The 15,055-nt window shown below is 63.4% G+C and carries 14 protein-coding genes and 1 pseudogene; 8 read left to right on the top strand and 7 right to left on the bottom strand.

What is annotated here, in order from left to right:
• Positions 1-56: 56 nt before the first annotated feature.
• Both AB3X39_RS00830 and AB3X39_RS00825 read right to left on the bottom strand, forming a co-directional pair.
• Positions 57-1,142, bottom strand: a pseudogene (locus AB3X39_RS00830) (PilT/PilU family type 4a pilus ATPase); the annotation flags it as partial.
• A gap of 63 nt (positions 1,143-1,205) precedes the next feature.
• Positions 1,206-2,249 (bottom strand): type IV pilus twitching motility protein PilT, encoded by a 1,044-nt coding sequence (locus AB3X39_RS00825; protein WP_369415457.1) that lies wholly within the window; start codon positions 2,247-2,249, stop codon positions 1,206-1,208.
• 69 nt (positions 2,250-2,318) lie between these two features.
• Between AB3X39_RS00825 and AB3X39_RS00820 the strand changes: the two genes are divergently transcribed.
• The 3 genes from AB3X39_RS00820 to proC are packed head-to-tail and all read left to right on the top strand — an operon-like array spanning position 2,319 to position 6,860.
• Positions 2,319-3,008, top strand: a complete 690-nt coding sequence (locus AB3X39_RS00820) for a YggS family pyridoxal phosphate-dependent enzyme (RefSeq protein ID WP_369415456.1) — start codon at positions 2,319-2,321, stop codon at positions 3,006-3,008.
• A gap of 34 nt (positions 3,009-3,042) precedes the next feature.
• Positions 3,043-6,027: an L-glutamate gamma-semialdehyde dehydrogenase gene (locus AB3X39_RS00815; protein ID WP_369415455.1), complete on the top strand. Its 2,985-nt coding sequence runs from the start codon at positions 3,043-3,045 to the stop codon at positions 6,025-6,027.
• Positions 6,024-6,860, top strand: coding sequence for a pyrroline-5-carboxylate reductase (gene proC / locus AB3X39_RS00810; RefSeq protein WP_369415454.1), 837 nt, complete (start codon positions 6,024-6,026; stop codon positions 6,858-6,860). The genes AB3X39_RS00815 and proC overlap by 4 nt, the downstream gene beginning before the upstream one ends.
• On the opposite strand, the gene AB3X39_RS00805 is transcribed toward proC, so the two are convergent.
• The 4 genes from AB3X39_RS00805 to AB3X39_RS00790 are packed head-to-tail and all read right to left on the bottom strand — an operon-like array spanning position 6,836 to position 9,236.
• Positions 6,836-7,474 carry a GNA1162 family protein gene (locus AB3X39_RS00805; RefSeq protein WP_369415453.1) on the bottom strand — a complete coding sequence of 213 codons (639 nt, stop codon included), beginning with the start codon at positions 7,472-7,474 and terminating at the stop codon, positions 6,836-6,838. The genes proC and AB3X39_RS00805 overlap by 25 nt on opposite strands.
• Positions 7,471-7,815, bottom strand: a complete 345-nt coding sequence (locus tag AB3X39_RS00800; protein ID WP_369415452.1) for a DUF4810 domain-containing protein — start codon at positions 7,813-7,815, stop codon at positions 7,471-7,473. Before AB3X39_RS00800 ends, AB3X39_RS00805 begins: the two co-directional genes overlap by 4 nt.
• A 60-nt stretch (positions 7,816-7,875) precedes the next feature.
• A complete protein-coding gene (locus tag AB3X39_RS00795; RefSeq protein WP_369415451.1) occupies positions 7,876-8,226 on the bottom strand; it encodes a hypothetical protein in 351 nt (116 codons plus the stop codon).
• Positions 8,226-9,236: a CsgG/HfaB family protein gene (locus AB3X39_RS00790; protein WP_369415450.1), complete on the bottom strand. Its 1,011-nt coding sequence runs from the start codon at positions 9,234-9,236 to the stop codon at positions 8,226-8,228. Before AB3X39_RS00790 ends, AB3X39_RS00795 begins: the two co-directional genes overlap by 1 nt.
• 62 nt (positions 9,237-9,298) lie before the next feature.
• On the opposite strand from AB3X39_RS00790, the gene AB3X39_RS00785 reads away from it, so the two are divergent.
• From AB3X39_RS00785 to AB3X39_RS00775, 3 genes are read left to right on the top strand one after another with little or no spacing between them, the layout of a single operon-like run.
• Entirely contained in the window at positions 9,299-10,582 is a 1,284-nt protein-coding gene (locus tag AB3X39_RS00785; RefSeq protein ID WP_369415449.1) for a Glu/Leu/Phe/Val family dehydrogenase, read from the top strand.
• A 43-nt stretch (positions 10,583-10,625) separates the two neighbouring features.
• The gene (locus AB3X39_RS00780; protein ID WP_369415448.1) at positions 10,626-11,042 is read left to right on the top strand and encodes a hemerythrin domain-containing protein; all 417 of its coding nucleotides are present in this window, start codon (positions 10,626-10,628) and stop codon (positions 11,040-11,042) included.
• Entirely contained in the window at positions 11,039-12,301 is a 1,263-nt protein-coding gene (locus AB3X39_RS00775; RefSeq protein ID WP_369415447.1) for an ATP-binding protein, read from the top strand. Before AB3X39_RS00780 ends, AB3X39_RS00775 begins: the two co-directional genes overlap by 4 nt.
• Here the strand turns inward: AB3X39_RS00775 and AB3X39_RS00770 are convergent.
• Positions 12,288-12,488: a heavy-metal-associated domain-containing protein gene (locus AB3X39_RS00770; protein WP_369415446.1), complete on the bottom strand. Its 201-nt coding sequence runs from the start codon at positions 12,486-12,488 to the stop codon at positions 12,288-12,290. The two genes, AB3X39_RS00775 and AB3X39_RS00770, sit on opposite strands and share 14 nt — an antisense overlap.
• A 71-nt stretch (positions 12,489-12,559) precedes the next feature.
• Here AB3X39_RS00770 and AB3X39_RS00765 point away from each other — a divergent pair, with 71 nt between their 5' ends.
• The gene (locus tag AB3X39_RS00765; protein ID WP_369415445.1) at positions 12,560-14,836 is read left to right on the top strand and encodes a heavy metal translocating P-type ATPase; all 2,277 of its coding nucleotides are present in this window, start codon (positions 12,560-12,562) and stop codon (positions 14,834-14,836) included.
• Positions 14,833-15,055: LysR family transcriptional regulator (locus AB3X39_RS00760; protein ID WP_369415444.1), on the top strand; the 223-nt coding region annotated here is incomplete at its 3' end. The genes AB3X39_RS00765 and AB3X39_RS00760, both read left to right, overlap by 4 nt.

Raw genomic sequence — 15,055 nt, 5'->3', positions numbered from 1 at the left:
TTGCCGCCGGACGAGCTACCGGAACCACCGCCCCCGCCCTTCGCAAGTTGGGCTCCACGTCCGGTACCCGTCTTCATCATGAGGCTCAAATCCCCCACTGAATCAGCGTTTCGCAAGGCGTCTTCGAGGGAGATTTGATAGCTCTGAAACAAGTCATAAATCGCTTGATCGAAGGTCTGCATACCGATATCGCGGCCCTTCTTCATCACTTCCTTGATTTCAGCCACAGCACCCTTGAAGATCAAGTCGGAAATCAGGGGGGTGTTGATCAGAATTTCAACCGCTGCGGCGCGCCCAGATTCGTTTTCACGCGGGACCAAGCGTTGCGAAATCATCGCCCGCAGATTCAGCGACATGTCCATCAACAACTGCTGACGCCGCTCTTCGGGGAAGAAATTCACCACCCGGTCCAAGGCTTGGTTGGCGTTGTTGGCGTGCAAGGTGCCCATGCACAAGTGGCCCGTCTCGGCAAAGGCCAAGGCGTGCTCCATGGTTTCTTTGTCGCGAATTTCCCCCATCAAGATCACATCGGGCGCTTGGCGCAAGGTGTTGTGGAGGGCAGCCTCCCAGTCATGGGTATCGATGCCGACTTCACGCTGGGTCACGATGCTGTTTTTGTGCGGATGCACAAACTCAATCGGATCCTCGATCGTGATGATGTGATGCTGCGCGTGGGTATTGCGATGATCGATCATCGCCGCCAAGGACGTGCTCTTGCCCGAGCCCGTGGCCCCCACCACGATCACCAAGCCACGCTTTTGCATGGCCACATCCTTCAAGACAGCGGGCAGGGCCAAGCCGTCCATGGTGGGCACCGTGGTCGGGATGGTCCGCAGCACCATCCCCACATGCATTTGCTGCACAAAAGCATTGACGCGAAACCGGCCAATCCCTTGCGGGGAAATGGCGAAATTGCACTCCTTGGTGCGCTCAAATTCCGCCGCTTGCTTGTCGCTCATGATGGCGCGCGCCAAGGCCAAGGTGTGCTGACCCGTCAAGGGTTGGGGAGAAATCTTGGTCACCTTGCCATCGACCTTGATGGCAGGCGGAAAGTCCGCTGTCAGAAACAGATCCGAACCCTTGCGCGAGACCAGCAAGCGCAGCAGGTCATTGATGAACTTCGAGGCTTGATCGCGTTCCATGATGGGCTTGAGCGTAAATGCAGAGCAATGTCGAAAGCATGTTAACCCGGGTTCACCGAGTTGTTAGCCCGGGAAATTCTCGGGCACCTTGGCCTTGGAACGCGCTTCGGCCGGGGTGATCACATTGCGTTTGACCAGATCGGCCAAGGCCTGATCCAAGGTCTGCATGCCCTGAGCTTGGCCGGTCTGAATCACCGAGTACATCTGCGCCACTTTGTTTTCGCGGATCAAATTCCGAATCGCCGGAGTGCCGAGCATGATTTCGTGCGCTGCCGCCCGACCCGTGCCATCACGGGTCTTGCACAGGGACTGGGAAATCACCGCCACGAGCGACTCAGACACCATGGCGCGCACCATTTCTTTCTCAGCCGCTGGGAACACGTCAACGATCCGGTCCACGGTTTTGGCTGCGCTGGAGGTGTGCAAGGTGCCGAACACCAAGTGACCCGTTTCAGCCGCTGACAGCGCCAGCTGAATGGTTTCCAAGTCACGCATTTCACCCACCAAGATCGCGTCCGGATCTTCCCGCAAGGCGGCCTTCAGGGCTGCGGCGAAGGACTTGGTTTGCACATGCACTTCCCGCTGATTGACCAAGCATTTCTTCGATTCGTGGACGAATTCGATCGGGTCTTCGACCGTCAGGATGTGGCCGTATTCCGTTTCATTCAGATGGTTGACCATGGCCGCCAAGGTGGTGCTCTTGCCCGAACCGGTCGGCCCCGTCACCAGCACCATGCCCTTGGTCTTCAGGGCCAACTCGGCAAAGAGCTTGGGCGCCTTCAAATCCTCCAGCGTCAAAATCTTGCTCGGAATGGTCCGAAACACCGCCGCTGCACCCCGGTTTTGCACAAAGGCATTGACCCGGAAACGGGCCAAGCCGGCGATCGGGAACGAAAAGTCAGCTTCCCACGTTTCGTCGTAGGTCTTGCGCTGCTTGTCGTTCATCACGCCATAGATCATTTCCTTGACCTGTTCATGGGTCATCGGATCGACGTTGATGCGGCGCACATCGCCGTGAACACGGATCATCGGCGCCAACCCAGCCGAGATGTGCAAGTCGGAGGCTTTGTTGCGAACAGTGAACTGGAGCAGGGATTCGATGTTCATCGGGCGGTACGATTGAAAAATAAGAGCGAGACACCCCGCAAATGAGGGGCTCGGGTTAATCTGCGAATTATGACCACCCTCTCGACCCGCCTTCAATCCGTTCATCGACACATCCACCACGCTTGTCGGACCGCTGGGCGTGATGTGCGCAGCGTCCACCTGCTGGCGGTGAGCAAAACGCAGCCCGCCGACGCTATCCGAGAAGCCCATGCCGCCGGTCAACAGATGTTTGGCGAGAACTACGTTCAAGAAGCCTTGGACAAGATCAATACCTTGGCCGATTTGCGGCCCAAGATCGAATGGCATTTGATCGGCCCCTTGCAAGCCAACAAAACCCGGGTGGTGGCCGAGGCTTTTGACTGGGTGCACAGCGTCGATCGGCTCAAGATTGCCGAGCGGCTGTCCGATCAGCGGCCCAGCCATCTGCCACCGCTGTCGATCTGTCTACAAGTCAACATCAGCGCTGAAATCAGCAAAAGTGGCCTGAGCCCCGACAACGTGCGCCCCTTGGCGGATGAAATTGCCCGTCTGCCACGCCTGCGGCTGCGTGGCCTGATGGCCATCCCAGAGCCCGCCGCCACGCTCGCAACCCAACGCGAGCCCCACCGAGCCCTACACAGCCTTTTCGAACAGTTACGCGCCGACGGCCTTGATCTGGACACCTTGTCCATGGGCATGAGCGCTGACATGGAGGCCGCCATCCTTGAAGGTGCCACCATGGTGCGCGTCGGCACGGCGATCTTCGGCGCGCGCAGCTGATACCCCCCCCCGAAACCACTCCGACAAAAGCGTCATGCGCAACGAAAGCGGCGAAAGCAACGAAAGCCACCAAGCTCGAACGTTGCATGGACGGCATGGACTGTCCTCGGCGGACTGGGAACACGTGGCCCAACGCGCCCGGCCTTGGATCGAAGCGGTCCGCACCCACCCCGCGCCGTTCTGGGCCTTGGAGTCGCTGCTGCAAAGCTATCCGATCTCCAGCCCCGAGGGCTTGGCCCTGATGCGTCTGGCCGAAGCTTTGTTGCGCATCCCCGACGACGCAACGGCGGCAAGGCTGATGCGCGATCAGCTGGGTCGCACCCCGTTCCCCTTGTGGCTTGGGGGCTGGAGTGCTGAGCGCCTTCAGCATGTCGGCCTGCCGGGGGTGCTCAACATGGCCCGGCACGCGCTGCGACTCTTGGGTGAGCAGTTTGTGTTCGCCCAAGACCTGCCGGCCGCCTTGGCGCGCGCGCACCGAAACCGTCAAGGCCAGCCTCAGCTGCGCTACAGCTTCGACATGCTTGGCGAAGGAGCCCGCACCGCAGCCGACGCCCAAGCGCACCAAACGGCTTATCACCAAGCCATCGAACTCCTCGCCGCACGCGGTGTGCCCTCAAGCCCCGAAGAGGGTGACGGCCTCTCGATCAAGCTCTCGGCCTTGGAGCCGCGCTACGAAGCCCTTCAGCATGCCCGGGTGATGCAGCAACTCGTCCCCCGGGTGACGCAGCTGGTCGATGCCGCCGCCCGCGCCAACCTGAATCTGACCTTGGACGCCGAAGAAAGCGAGCGGCTGCCGCTGTCGCTGGCGGTGTTCGACGCCTTGGCCAGGCATGTCGCCCAGCAACATCCGCACTGGCGTGGGCTGGGGCTGGCGGTTCAGGCCTACCAACGCCGAGCGATCGACACGGTGGACGAGGTGATCGCCATCGCCCGCCGCCAGCGCTTGCGGCTGATGGTGCGACTGGTCAAAGGGGCGTATTGGGATGCAGAGATCAAGCGCGCCCAAGTTTTGGGTCTCGATGACTACCCGGTCTGGACCCACAAAGACCACACCGACCTGGCCTACTTGGCCTGCGCCCGACGCTTGCTGGCAGAGCGCTCGCTGATCTACCCGCAGTTCGCCAGCCACAACGCCAGCAGCATCGCTGCCGTGATGCACATGGGACAGCACATGGGACAGCACATCCCCTTCGAGCTGCAACGCCTGCACGGCATGGGCACGGGCCTGTACCAAGCGATCCGGCAAAGCACGGACGCCACCGCCCCACCGGACCCACCACCCCGACCACCGGTGCGCATCTACGCCCCCGTGGGCGCGCAGCGCGATCTGCTGGCGTACTTGGTGCGCCGTTTGCTTGAAAACGGCGCCAACGCCTCGTTTGTTCATCAGCTGGCTGACCCACAGCAGTCCGTTGAGACCTTGCTGGCGCCGCCGCAGGTCCAGCCCAGCGCCCCGGCCCACCTGCCGCTGCCACGCGATCTGTACGGCCCAGCGCGACGCAACGCGCGCGGGCTGGATCTGTGCTCGCCCACCGATCTGGCCGCCGTGCAGCACGCCCTTCGCACCTTGCCCTCCAGCCCGAAGGTGCCGCCGCATGGGCCGCAAGACGCCACCCGCGCCATGGCAAGCTTGGCCCGTGCCCAACCCCGCTGGAACGCCACCCCCTTGGTCGAGCGCTGCGCCGTGCTGCAACGCACCGCCGATGCGCTTGAAGCCCGCTTGACCGAGTTCTGTGCCCGCTTGGTGCATGAAGGCCGCAAGACGCTGGGTGATGCGCTGGCTGAGGTGCGCGAAACCATCGACCTCTGCCGCTACAACGCGCAACAAGCCATGGCGCAGCTCGCACCCCAAACCCTGCCGGGGCCGACGGGCGAGCACAACGAACTGCGCTTGCACGGACGCGGGGTGTTTGTCTGCATCAGCCCGTGGAACTTTCCGCTGGCGATCTTTGCCGGCCAAGGGGTGGCCGCTTTGGTGGCGGGCAACACCGTGGCAGCCAAACCCGCCGCGCAGACCCCAGCGGTGGCCGACGCCTTTGCCGAGCTGCTGTTCGACGCCGGTCTGCCACGCACGGCCCTGCGGGTGCTGCACGGCCCAGGCCCCACCGTGGGCATGGCCTTGGTCGCGCATCCGCTGTGCGCCGGGGTGAGCTTCACCGGCTCCACCGCCGTGGCCAAGCGAATTCAGCGCCAGCTCGCGGCCAGCGAAGGGCCCATCGTCCCCCTGATCGCCGAAACCGGCGGCCTCAACGCCATGATCGTCGATGCCAGCGCCTTGCCCGAGCAGGTGGTGGACGCGGTGCTGCAAAGCGCCTTCGGCTCAGCCGGTCAGCGCTGCTCGTGCCTGCGCTTGCTGTGCCTGCACACCAGCATCGCCGAAGCCGTTTTGACGATGCTCGCCGGTGCGATGCAAACCTTGGTGCTGGGCGACCCCGCCGATGAAGCCACCGACATCGGCCCCATCGTGGACCGCACCGCGCACGCCCAGCTGTGCCAGCACCTCGAACGCCTAGAGCGCGACGCCAAGCTGGTGGCCCGAACACCCATGCCGCCCAATCTCACCGCCATTCATGGAGCCACCCACATCGCCCCGGTGGTGTTTGAGCTCGGCAGCGTGGCGGAGCTGCGCGAGGAAATCTTCGGCCCCGTGCTGCATGTGGTGCGTTGGTCGGAGAGTGATGCGGGGGATGATGACGGCGTGGATCAGCTGATCGAGCAAATCAACGCGCTGGGCTACGGCCTGACGCTGGGGGTGCAGACCCGACTGGACCAGCGCGCCGAACACATCGCCACCCAAGCCCGCGTGGGCAATGTTTACGTCAATCGCAACATGATCGGCGCGGTGGTCGGTGTGCAGCCTTTTGGCGGCCAAGGCCTGTCGGGTACCGGCCCCAAGGCGGGCGGACCGCATTACCTGCCGCGCTTTTGCGTGGAACAAACCGTCACGCTCAACACCGCCGCTGCCGGCGGCAACGCAACGCTGCTGAGCGCTGCTCATCAGTACACTGCCGGCCCATGAGCTCACACCCTACCCTTGCATTCATCGGCGGCGGCAACATGGCCAGCGCCATCCTCGGCGGCCTGATCGCCAGCGGCACCCCGGCCCAACACCTCGTGGTCGTTGAACCCTTCGAAGCCCAGCGCTTGGTGCTGACCGAGAAGTTCGGCGTTCAAACCTTCGCCAGCGCCGAGGCCGCCTCCACCGCCTTGACGCAAGCCACGATGGTAGTCTGGGCGGTCAAGCCGCAAAGCTTTGCCGAAGCGGCGGCCCCTTGCGCGGCCTGGGTTCACCAAGCCGTGCAGGTGTCCGTGATGGCGGGCATCCGCAGCGACGCCATCGCCCGCGCCACCGGCTCAGACCGGGTGGTGCGCGCCATGCCCAACACCCCGGCGCTGATCGGTGAAGGCATCGCCGGCCTTTTTGCCCGCGCCTCGGTAAGCAGCACTGAGCGCCAACAGGTCGAAGCCCTGCTCGCCCCCACGGGCGCGCTGCTTTGGGTCGCGCAAGAAAGCGATCTCGACGCCGTGACCGCGCTGTCCGGCTCGGGCCCGGCCTACATCTTTTATTTCATCGAAGCCATGATGACGGCGGCTGAGCGCATGGGCCTGAGCGCGGAGCAAGGCAAGGCCCTGGCGCTGGCGACCTTCTCTGGGGCGACCGAGTTGGCACGCCGCTCGGACGAGTCGCCCGCCGTGCTGCGCGAGCGCGTCACCTCCAAGGGCGGCACCACCTACGCCGCCCTGAGCGCCATGAACACCGCTCACGTGGACACCGCCTTCATCGACGCCATGCAAGCCGCCCGCCAACGCGCCAGCGAACTGGGCGATCAGTTCGGTTCAGCCGGCCGATAAGGGCCACGCGGTAACGCGGTCGCCCCTTGCCAGAACACCTGCTCGTGGGCCTGTCGGGCCAAGGGCATGTAGTTCGGCGCGGCGCGCGCCATGGCTGCCGCGATCACCGCACCCAACAAGCCGTTGTTGTTGTTTTGCGGCTGGTACTGCTGCACTTGGTGTGCCTTCCACAGCTCCTGTCCGTCCTTGCTGACGATGCGGTAGTCGAACTCCACCGATACCGTCGTCTGCAAGACCACATAGCGCGCTTCCCAGCGCTTGATGGTCACGTACAGGATGGCATCCGCGCCAAACAGCTTGGCCAAAGCCTGCGGCGGCTGCTTGTGGATCTGCTCGCCCTCGTAAAAGCCCTCCTGCTCCAACACCAGCTTGGTGGTGTGCACCGGGAAGACGTAGTAGCCCTTCTCAGCCAGCGGTGCCGCCAACGTCGCCAGCAGGTAGTTGGGGGCATCGACATCAAGCGACTGATTGACCACCGGCACCACCAAGATGGAGCGCGGCACGGCCTTGGTGATCAAAGCGGGCTCAGCGGGGGGCGGGGGCGTGGCGCAACCGCCCAAAGCCAAGGCCGTCAAAACACCCAAGCACGCCCAAGAGGTACGCAACATCGTCATGGCTTGCTCCCGGCAGCACGGCGCTCAATGGCGCCAATCATCGCAGTCATGAGCGCGCTGCTCTCCGGCCAAGCCTGCTGCTCCTTGCGGTAGTAGCTCACGGCCGTGTCGCTCTTGCCCGACTGAAAGTAAAGCGTCCCCAGCTCGGCGTACAAGCCCGGGGCGACCTTGCCCTTGGCCTCTTCTTGGGCCGTGATGTGTTCTTCGAGCTTGAGGCGCATCTCGACCGCTTTTTCCGGCTGCTTGTAGCTGCGGTACAGCAAACCCTCGTAATCGCCCCAGGCATAAAGCGGCTGGCGCTGCGCGCAACCGCCGATCAAAAGCAGCGTCAATGGCAGCATCAACAGAGGCGACCGACGTGACCAACGTGATAGACGTGACATGAACCCTCCCCAAAAACATCAAGGCAGGATCAAGGTGCGGCTGGTGCCATCACCGAGATACACCTGCTCGTCCAGCAAGACCCGTGCGCCATCGCGCACCTGAAGGCGATGCGTGCCCGGCAAGACCCGCAGGGTCCCTTGGCCTTCGATGGCCTCCAGCACCGATCCAGCGTCCAGACCATCGACCCACACCCGTGCAGCACCGGGGAAAACACCCCCGGCGGCCTTGAAAGCGATCTGCGGGCGCAGATCAGCCACGCTTTGCTTTTCGGTCGGAAACTGCACGCAGCCGCTCAAGCTCACCAAGCAACTGCCTGAAGCCCCCACCAACACGGCCATCGACATGGCCTTGATCATTGCGCGTTTCATCATTGACCCCCTTGCTGCCGCACCACCAAGTCGGTGAGTTTGTGGCCCGCCAAGGAGCCACTCACCACACTGACCACCGAGCCTTCGGTCGCTTCCGAATCGCCAAAGAGCGCATCCACCCGCACCTTGGCCACTTCTTGGCCCGGCAGCGTGATGTCAAAGCCGGTCTGGGGTGATTTGATCTTTTTGCCCACGGTCAACACGGCCAACACCATGCCGGGCGTCAGGCCTTGGGCTTTGCCGCCCGCGAGAAAGATCTGGCCCTGCTCGGCGGCAAGAAAAGCCGTCTGCCAAGGCCGAGCACTCAGCTCCGTCCCCAAGCGGCTGACCACATCGGACACCGCTTGGCGGATGGCCGCGTCGTTGAGCGTGCCGTCATAGCTGGCTGTGGAGCCAAAACCCAGGGTCGAAGCCGATTCCACCGAAGCCTCGCCCGCCCCTGACGTGGCAAAGAACACGTGGGCGGTGCTGGTATCGACCAAGCGCACGTCGATCTTGGCAAAGGCCACTTGGCGCTTGCTGTCTGAGAGAAAGCCGGTTTGGCCGATGTTCTTGCGGCCAAATTCGGTCAGCGAGCCGACGATCAACGCATCCACGCCGATCACATTGAGCTGCGCGCCAGTGAGCTTGCCTTCTTCTTTGACGCGGCCCAGATCGGGGCGCTCAAAAACCAAGTAGCGCCCGGACGCCGTCAGCGCCTTGCTGAGCATGTCGGTGACTTGCTTGCCCAGCGGATCGTCTTGCGCGTCGCGCAGCAACGACTGGCCGTAGTGGGTTTCGTTGGAAATCCGCCCCAGCGCGATCTTGCGCTTGAGCTGCGGCACCGCTGGCGCCGTGTTCAGCACGGCTTGCTGCGCTTGGCGCTGCGCCGCTGGCGACGGCAGGGACTCGCGCTGGCTCACGGGCGGGGTTTGCACCGCACAACCCGCCAAAAGGACCAAAGGCACCCAAATCGTCGCGAGCGGCACCGCGAGCACCCCGTGCTTGTTGATCACCATCCTGTAACGCATGAAACGCCCTCCGTTGAAAAGCATTGAAATTCAGCTCACAAGCCTACGGCATGATGCACATCATGAATACCCTCATGAACACCTTGTCCTATGTTCAACCCACCACCACCAGTCCTTGGGGCGTTTATTTGGCGCAAGTGGACCGGGTGTTGCCCTACTTGGGCGAGCTGGCGCGCTGGGCCGAGACCCTCAAGCGGCCCAAGCGCGCCTTGATCGTCGATGTGCCCATCGAGATGGACGACGGCACGGTGCAGCACTTCGAGGGCTACCGCGTGCAGCACAACCTGAGCCGGGGCCCCGGTAAAGGCGGGGTGCGCTATCACCCGCAGGTCAATCTGGAAGAAGTGATGGCGCTGGCCGCGTGGATGACGGTCAAAAACGCCGCCTTGAACCTGCCCTATGGCGGCGCCAAGGGCGGCATCCGCGTCGATCCGAAGCAGCTTTCTTTGAAGGAGCTGGAACGCCTGACACGACGCTACACCAGCGAGATCGGCATCATCATTGGCCCGAATCAGGACATCCCGGCACCCGACGTGAACACCAACCCGCAGATCATGGCGTGGATGATGGACACCTATTCGATGAACACCGGCACCACCGCCACCGGCGTCGTCACCGGCAAACCGATCCACTTGGGCGGCTCGCTCGGGCGGGTCAAAGCCACCGGCCGGGGGGTGTTTGTCACCGGCCGTGAAGCGGCGCGGCGCCTCCATCTCGACTTGAACGGCGCACGCGTGGCGGTGCAAGGCTTTGGCAATGTCGGCTCAGCGGCGGCCGAGCTCTTCCAGCAAGCCGGCGCCAAGATCGTGGCGATCCAAGACCATTCGGGCACGATCACCCACCCCAAGGGCTTTGACTTTGCCGAGCTCATGCCTTACGTCCAGCGCCACGGCGGGGTCCAAGGCTTTGCCCAAGGCGAAGCGGCCGACCACGAATCGTTTTGGGATACCGACTGCGAAATTCTGATTCCGGCCGCCTTGGAAGGTCAGATCAACGTGGACCGCGCCGGCCGCATCAAGGCACGTTTGGTGCTTGAAGGGGCCAATGGCCCGACACATCCGGACGCGGACGACGTGCTGCATGAGCGCGGCATTTTGGTGGTGCCCGACGTGATCTGCAACGCCGGCGGCGTGACGGTGTCGTACTTCGAGTGGGTGCAGGACTTTTCGAGCTTTTTCTGGACCGAAGACGAGATCAACCTGCGTCTCGACAAAATCATCGTGGACGCGCTGCGCCGCGTCTGGGACACCGCTGATCACCATCACATCACCTTGCGCACCGCTGCATTCACCGTGGCTTGTGGACGCATCCTTGCGGCACGTCAGGAACGCGGTTTGTACCCTTGATACGCTCGGCAGCGTCTTTTTGGGTTTGTTTTGGAGTTTGACCATGTCCCACCCCTACGTCTGGTCCGAGGATCTGAACCTTCAGCATCCGCGCCTGGATGCCATCCACCAAGCCTTCATCGACCACTTGGCCTCAACCTACGTGGCCTTGGGGGCTGACCACGCCACGCTGTTGGAGCGCTTTGACGCCATGGTGGCGCACACCGTCGAGCACTTCGAGATCGAAGACCGCTGGATGGTCGCCACCGGCTATCCCATCGAGAACTGCCACAGCTCGCAGCACCGCCAAGTGCTCGATCTGCTGCAAGACATCCGCCGGAAAGTGCTGGAGAACGGCAGCGGCGAGCTGATCGGCCGCTTGTTGCCCGAACTGGTCGAATGGTTCAGCCAACACGCCCAAGGGGCCGATGCCGCCTTGGCGTTTCACATGAGCTCGGTCGGCTACAACACCGAAGCATGAAGATCGACCACCTGATGCAACGTATTCGCTTGGGCGAAGACTCGACGTTGGAGCTGAAAAAACTGCTCGTGCGTGACGACGGGAAAACCATCGAACCGCATCCCGATGGGCTTTCGGACGAGCTGGCTGCCTTGGCCAATGCCAAAGGCGGGCTGATCATCTTGGGGGTGGATGACAAGAGCCGGACGATCACCGGCATTGCTTTGGCCCACCTTGACCGCGTCGAAGCTTGGTTAACGGCCCTTTGCAACGACCGCATCAAACCACCGCTGGATGTGGTCACCCACCACGTAGAACTTCCCGATGGTCACGGTGCCATGCAGCCGGTGATCGTGGTGGAAGTGCCGCAAAGCCTATGGGTACATCAAAGTGCCAACGGTTATTTTCGGCGTGTCGGACACGCCAAACGTGAACTGCCGCCTGACGCCCTGGCCCGGTTGTTTCAGCAACGCAGTCAGGCCCGCATCATCCGTTTCGAAGAACAAGCCGTTCCTCGCTGCCACTTTGATGATCTCGACGCGCTGTTGTTGCGGCGTTTCATCAAACCCGATCAGGGCGATGTCTTGACACAGCTGGGGCGGCTGCATTTGCTGGAACAGAGCGACGGCGAACCCCATCCCACGGTGGCGGGGGTGTTGCTGTGTACGCCTCAGCCGGCACGCTGGCTACCAAGTGTCGAAATCCTCGCGGTCGCTTATGCCGGCACCCGCAATCACCCCAACGAACAGATCGATGCGCAGGATATCCAAGGCCCCCTGGATCGACAGATCCTGGATGCTTTCCATTTTGTACGGCGCAATATGCAAACGGTGGCCCGCAAGCCTTTGGGACGCGTGGATTACCCGCAATACCACTTGGGGGCCGTGTTTGAAGCCATCGTCAATGCGGTGGCGCACCGCGATTACTCGATGCACGCCCAGCGGATTCGGCTATTCATGTTCCGCGACCGGCTAGAGATTCATTCACCCGGCGTTTTGCCCAACACGCTGTCGCTGGATTCCATGAGCCGCCTCTCCGTACCGCGCAACGAAATTCTGGCCAGTTTGCTGTCGCGCTATTACCCGGTCGATGACCCCAGTTTGGGCAAAGGCTATCTGATGGATCGCCGGGGCTTCGGCGTTGAGATGATCTTGCGCGAAAGTGAAGCCTTGTCCGGCCAACGACCGCTTTACGAGGTCATCAGCGATCTCGAACTGTGTCTGACGCTCTACGCCCAAGACCTCTCTGCCCTCACGGAAGCCGTGTCTAAGCCGGCGTAAAGCCTTCGTCGTCGAGCAAGCTGCGCAGGCTGGCCTCGCTGAGCTGGGTGGTGAAACGCACCCGCTTGGTGGTGAGGTCCGGCTCGATGCGGGCTTCGGGGTCTTGTTCGGTCAGCACGCGGGTGATGGTGGCGACACAGTGGCCGCAGTTCATGTCCGGCAACGTGAGTTCGATCAACGCAGTCATGGTGAGTTTCCTGGAAATACCCTCGGGGGCTTCTTGAACAGCATAAACGCAAAGATGCGATGATCGCCGACATGAACGCTGCCACCCCCTCTCATGCCCTGAGTTGCACCCTCGCCATCGACGGCATGAGCTGCGCTTCGTGCGTGCGGCGCGTTGAAAAAACCTTGCTCAAGCAAGCCGGCGTGACGCTGGCTGAAGTCAATCTGGCCACCGAAAGTGCGCGCATCGAATGGCGCGCCGACGGCCCCGTGCCCGACACGGAGCAGCTGAGTGCGGCCATCCGCAAGGCTGGTTTTGACGCCCATGTGCTGCAAGAAGATTCCAACGAAGACGTCGGCGACAACTCCGATCCAAACCGTCACCCCACGCCTTGGCTGAGCGAAGGCCAGCAAGTGGCGCTGGCCGCCCTGCTCTCGCTGCCGCTGCTGTTGCCCATGCTGGCCGCGCCTTGGGGTGTGGACTGGATGCTGCCGGGCGGCTGGCAGTTGCTCTTGGCCACCCCGGTGCAGTTTGTGCTGGGCGCGCGTTTTTACCGCGCCGGCTGGCACGCGCTGCGCGCCGGCAGCGGCAACATGGATTTGTTGGTCGCCATCGGCACCAGCGCCGCCTTTGGCTTGTCGCTCGGGTTGTGGCTGAGCAACCACCATGACAGCCACCCTCCGCACCTTTACTTCGAAAGCGCCGCCGTCGTCATCACCTTGGTGCGGCTGGGCAAGTGGCTCGAAGCGCGCGCCAAGCACCGCACCTTGGCCGCCATCACCGCCCTGCGCGCCCTGAGCCCCGACGTGGCTCAAGTGCTGGGGCCCGATGGTCAGGAAAGCACGGTGGCGCTGCGCCAGCTGCGCGTTGGCAACCGCGTGGTGGTGCGTCCGGGCGAGCGCGTGCCGGTGGACGGGGTGATTTTGGAAGGTCGCAGTCATCTGGACGAGTCGCTGCTGAGCGGCGAGAGCCTGCCGGTGGCGCGCCAAGAAGGCGATGCAGTCACGGGCGGGGCGGTGAACGGCGAAGGTCGGCTGGTGCTGCGGGTTCGGGCCGTGGGCACCGAGACCACCTTGGCGCGCATCATCCGGCTGGTCGAATCGGCCCAAGCCAAGAAAGCCCCGATCCAACACCGTGTCGATGCCATCAGCGCGGTCTTTGTGCCGGTGGTGATCGTGCTGGCGCTGCTCACTTTGCTGGCTTGGGGCTTGGGCTGGGGGGGCCTGCATGCTGACTGGACCCAAGCCCTGCTCAACGCCGTGGCCGTGCTGGTCATCGCCTGCCCCTGCGCCTTGGGCCTGGCCACGCCGGCAGCAATGATGGTTGGCACCGGCGCTGCCGCCCGCCACGGCATCCTCATCAAGGACGCCCAAGCGCTGGAGCTGGCACGGCGCATCGATTGGGTGGTGTTCGACAAAACCGGCACCCTGACCTTGGGCCAACCGAGCCTTGAAGCGATGGACGTGCAGCCCGGCAGCGGCCTCGATGCTGCGCAGCTCTTGCGCATGGCCAGCGCCTTGCAGCGCGGCAGCGAACATCCCTTGGCCCGGGCGGTGCTCAAAGCGACGCAAGGTTTGGCGGAGCTCAGCGCCGAACAATGGCACGCCGTCCCCGGTCGTGGCATCGAAGCCCAAGTCGCCGGTCAGGCCCTGAAGATGGGCAGCCAGCGCTGGATGACGGAGCTGGGTGTTGATCTGAGCGCCCTCCACCCCCGCGCCACCGATCTTCAAGCCCAAGGCCTGACGGTGGCGTGGCTCTGCGCCGCACCCACCGCTGCGACCACCCATCTCCTCGGCCTGCTGGCGTTTGGCGATCAGCTCAAACCGGGGGCCAAGGCGGCGGTGGCGCAGTTGCATGCGCTGGGGGTCAAAACCATGCTGCTCAGCGGCGACCACCTGAGCGCCGTGCAAGGCATCGCCGCCCAGCTCGGCATCGACGCGGTGCGTGCCGAGGTCCTGCCCGCTGACAAGGCCGAGGCCATCCGCGCCCTGCAAGCCCAAGGACACATCGTGGCCATGGTGGGTGATGGCCTGAACGACGCGCCGGCGCTGGCTGCGGCGGACGTGGGCATCGCCATGGCCAGCGGCACCGATGTGGCGATGCACAGCGCCGGCATCACCTTGGTGCGCAGCGACCCAAGCAGCGTGGCCGACGCCATCGAGCTGTCGCGCCGCACCACCCGCACCCTGCACCAAAACCTGTTCTGGGCGTTCCTCTACAACGTGATCGGCATCCCGCTGGCCGCCATGGGCCTGCTCAACCCCGTCATCGCCGGTGCCGCCATGGCCGCCAGCAGCGTCAGCGTGATCGGCAACGCGCTGCGACTGGCGCGCTGGCGGCCTGCTTTGAAGCACACTCCCGGGCCATGACCCTTACTGAACTTCGTTACATCGTGGCCGTGGCGCGGGAGCGGCATTTTGGGCGGGCGGCGGAAGCTTGTTTTGTCTCGCAGCCGACCTTATCGGTGGCGGTGCGCAAGCTTGAAGACGAGCTGGCCTTGAAACTGTTTGAGCGTGGCGGCAACGAGGTGAGCGTGACGCCCTTGGGCGCGGTGATCGTGCGCCAAGCGCAGGTGACGCTGGACAACG

The sequence above is a fragment of the Leptothrix ochracea genome (assembly GCF_041083635.1).
GTDB lineage: Bacteria > Pseudomonadota > Gammaproteobacteria > Burkholderiales > Burkholderiaceae_C > Sphaerotilus > Sphaerotilus ochraceus.
This window is presented reverse-complemented; position numbering and strand designations above follow the sequence as displayed.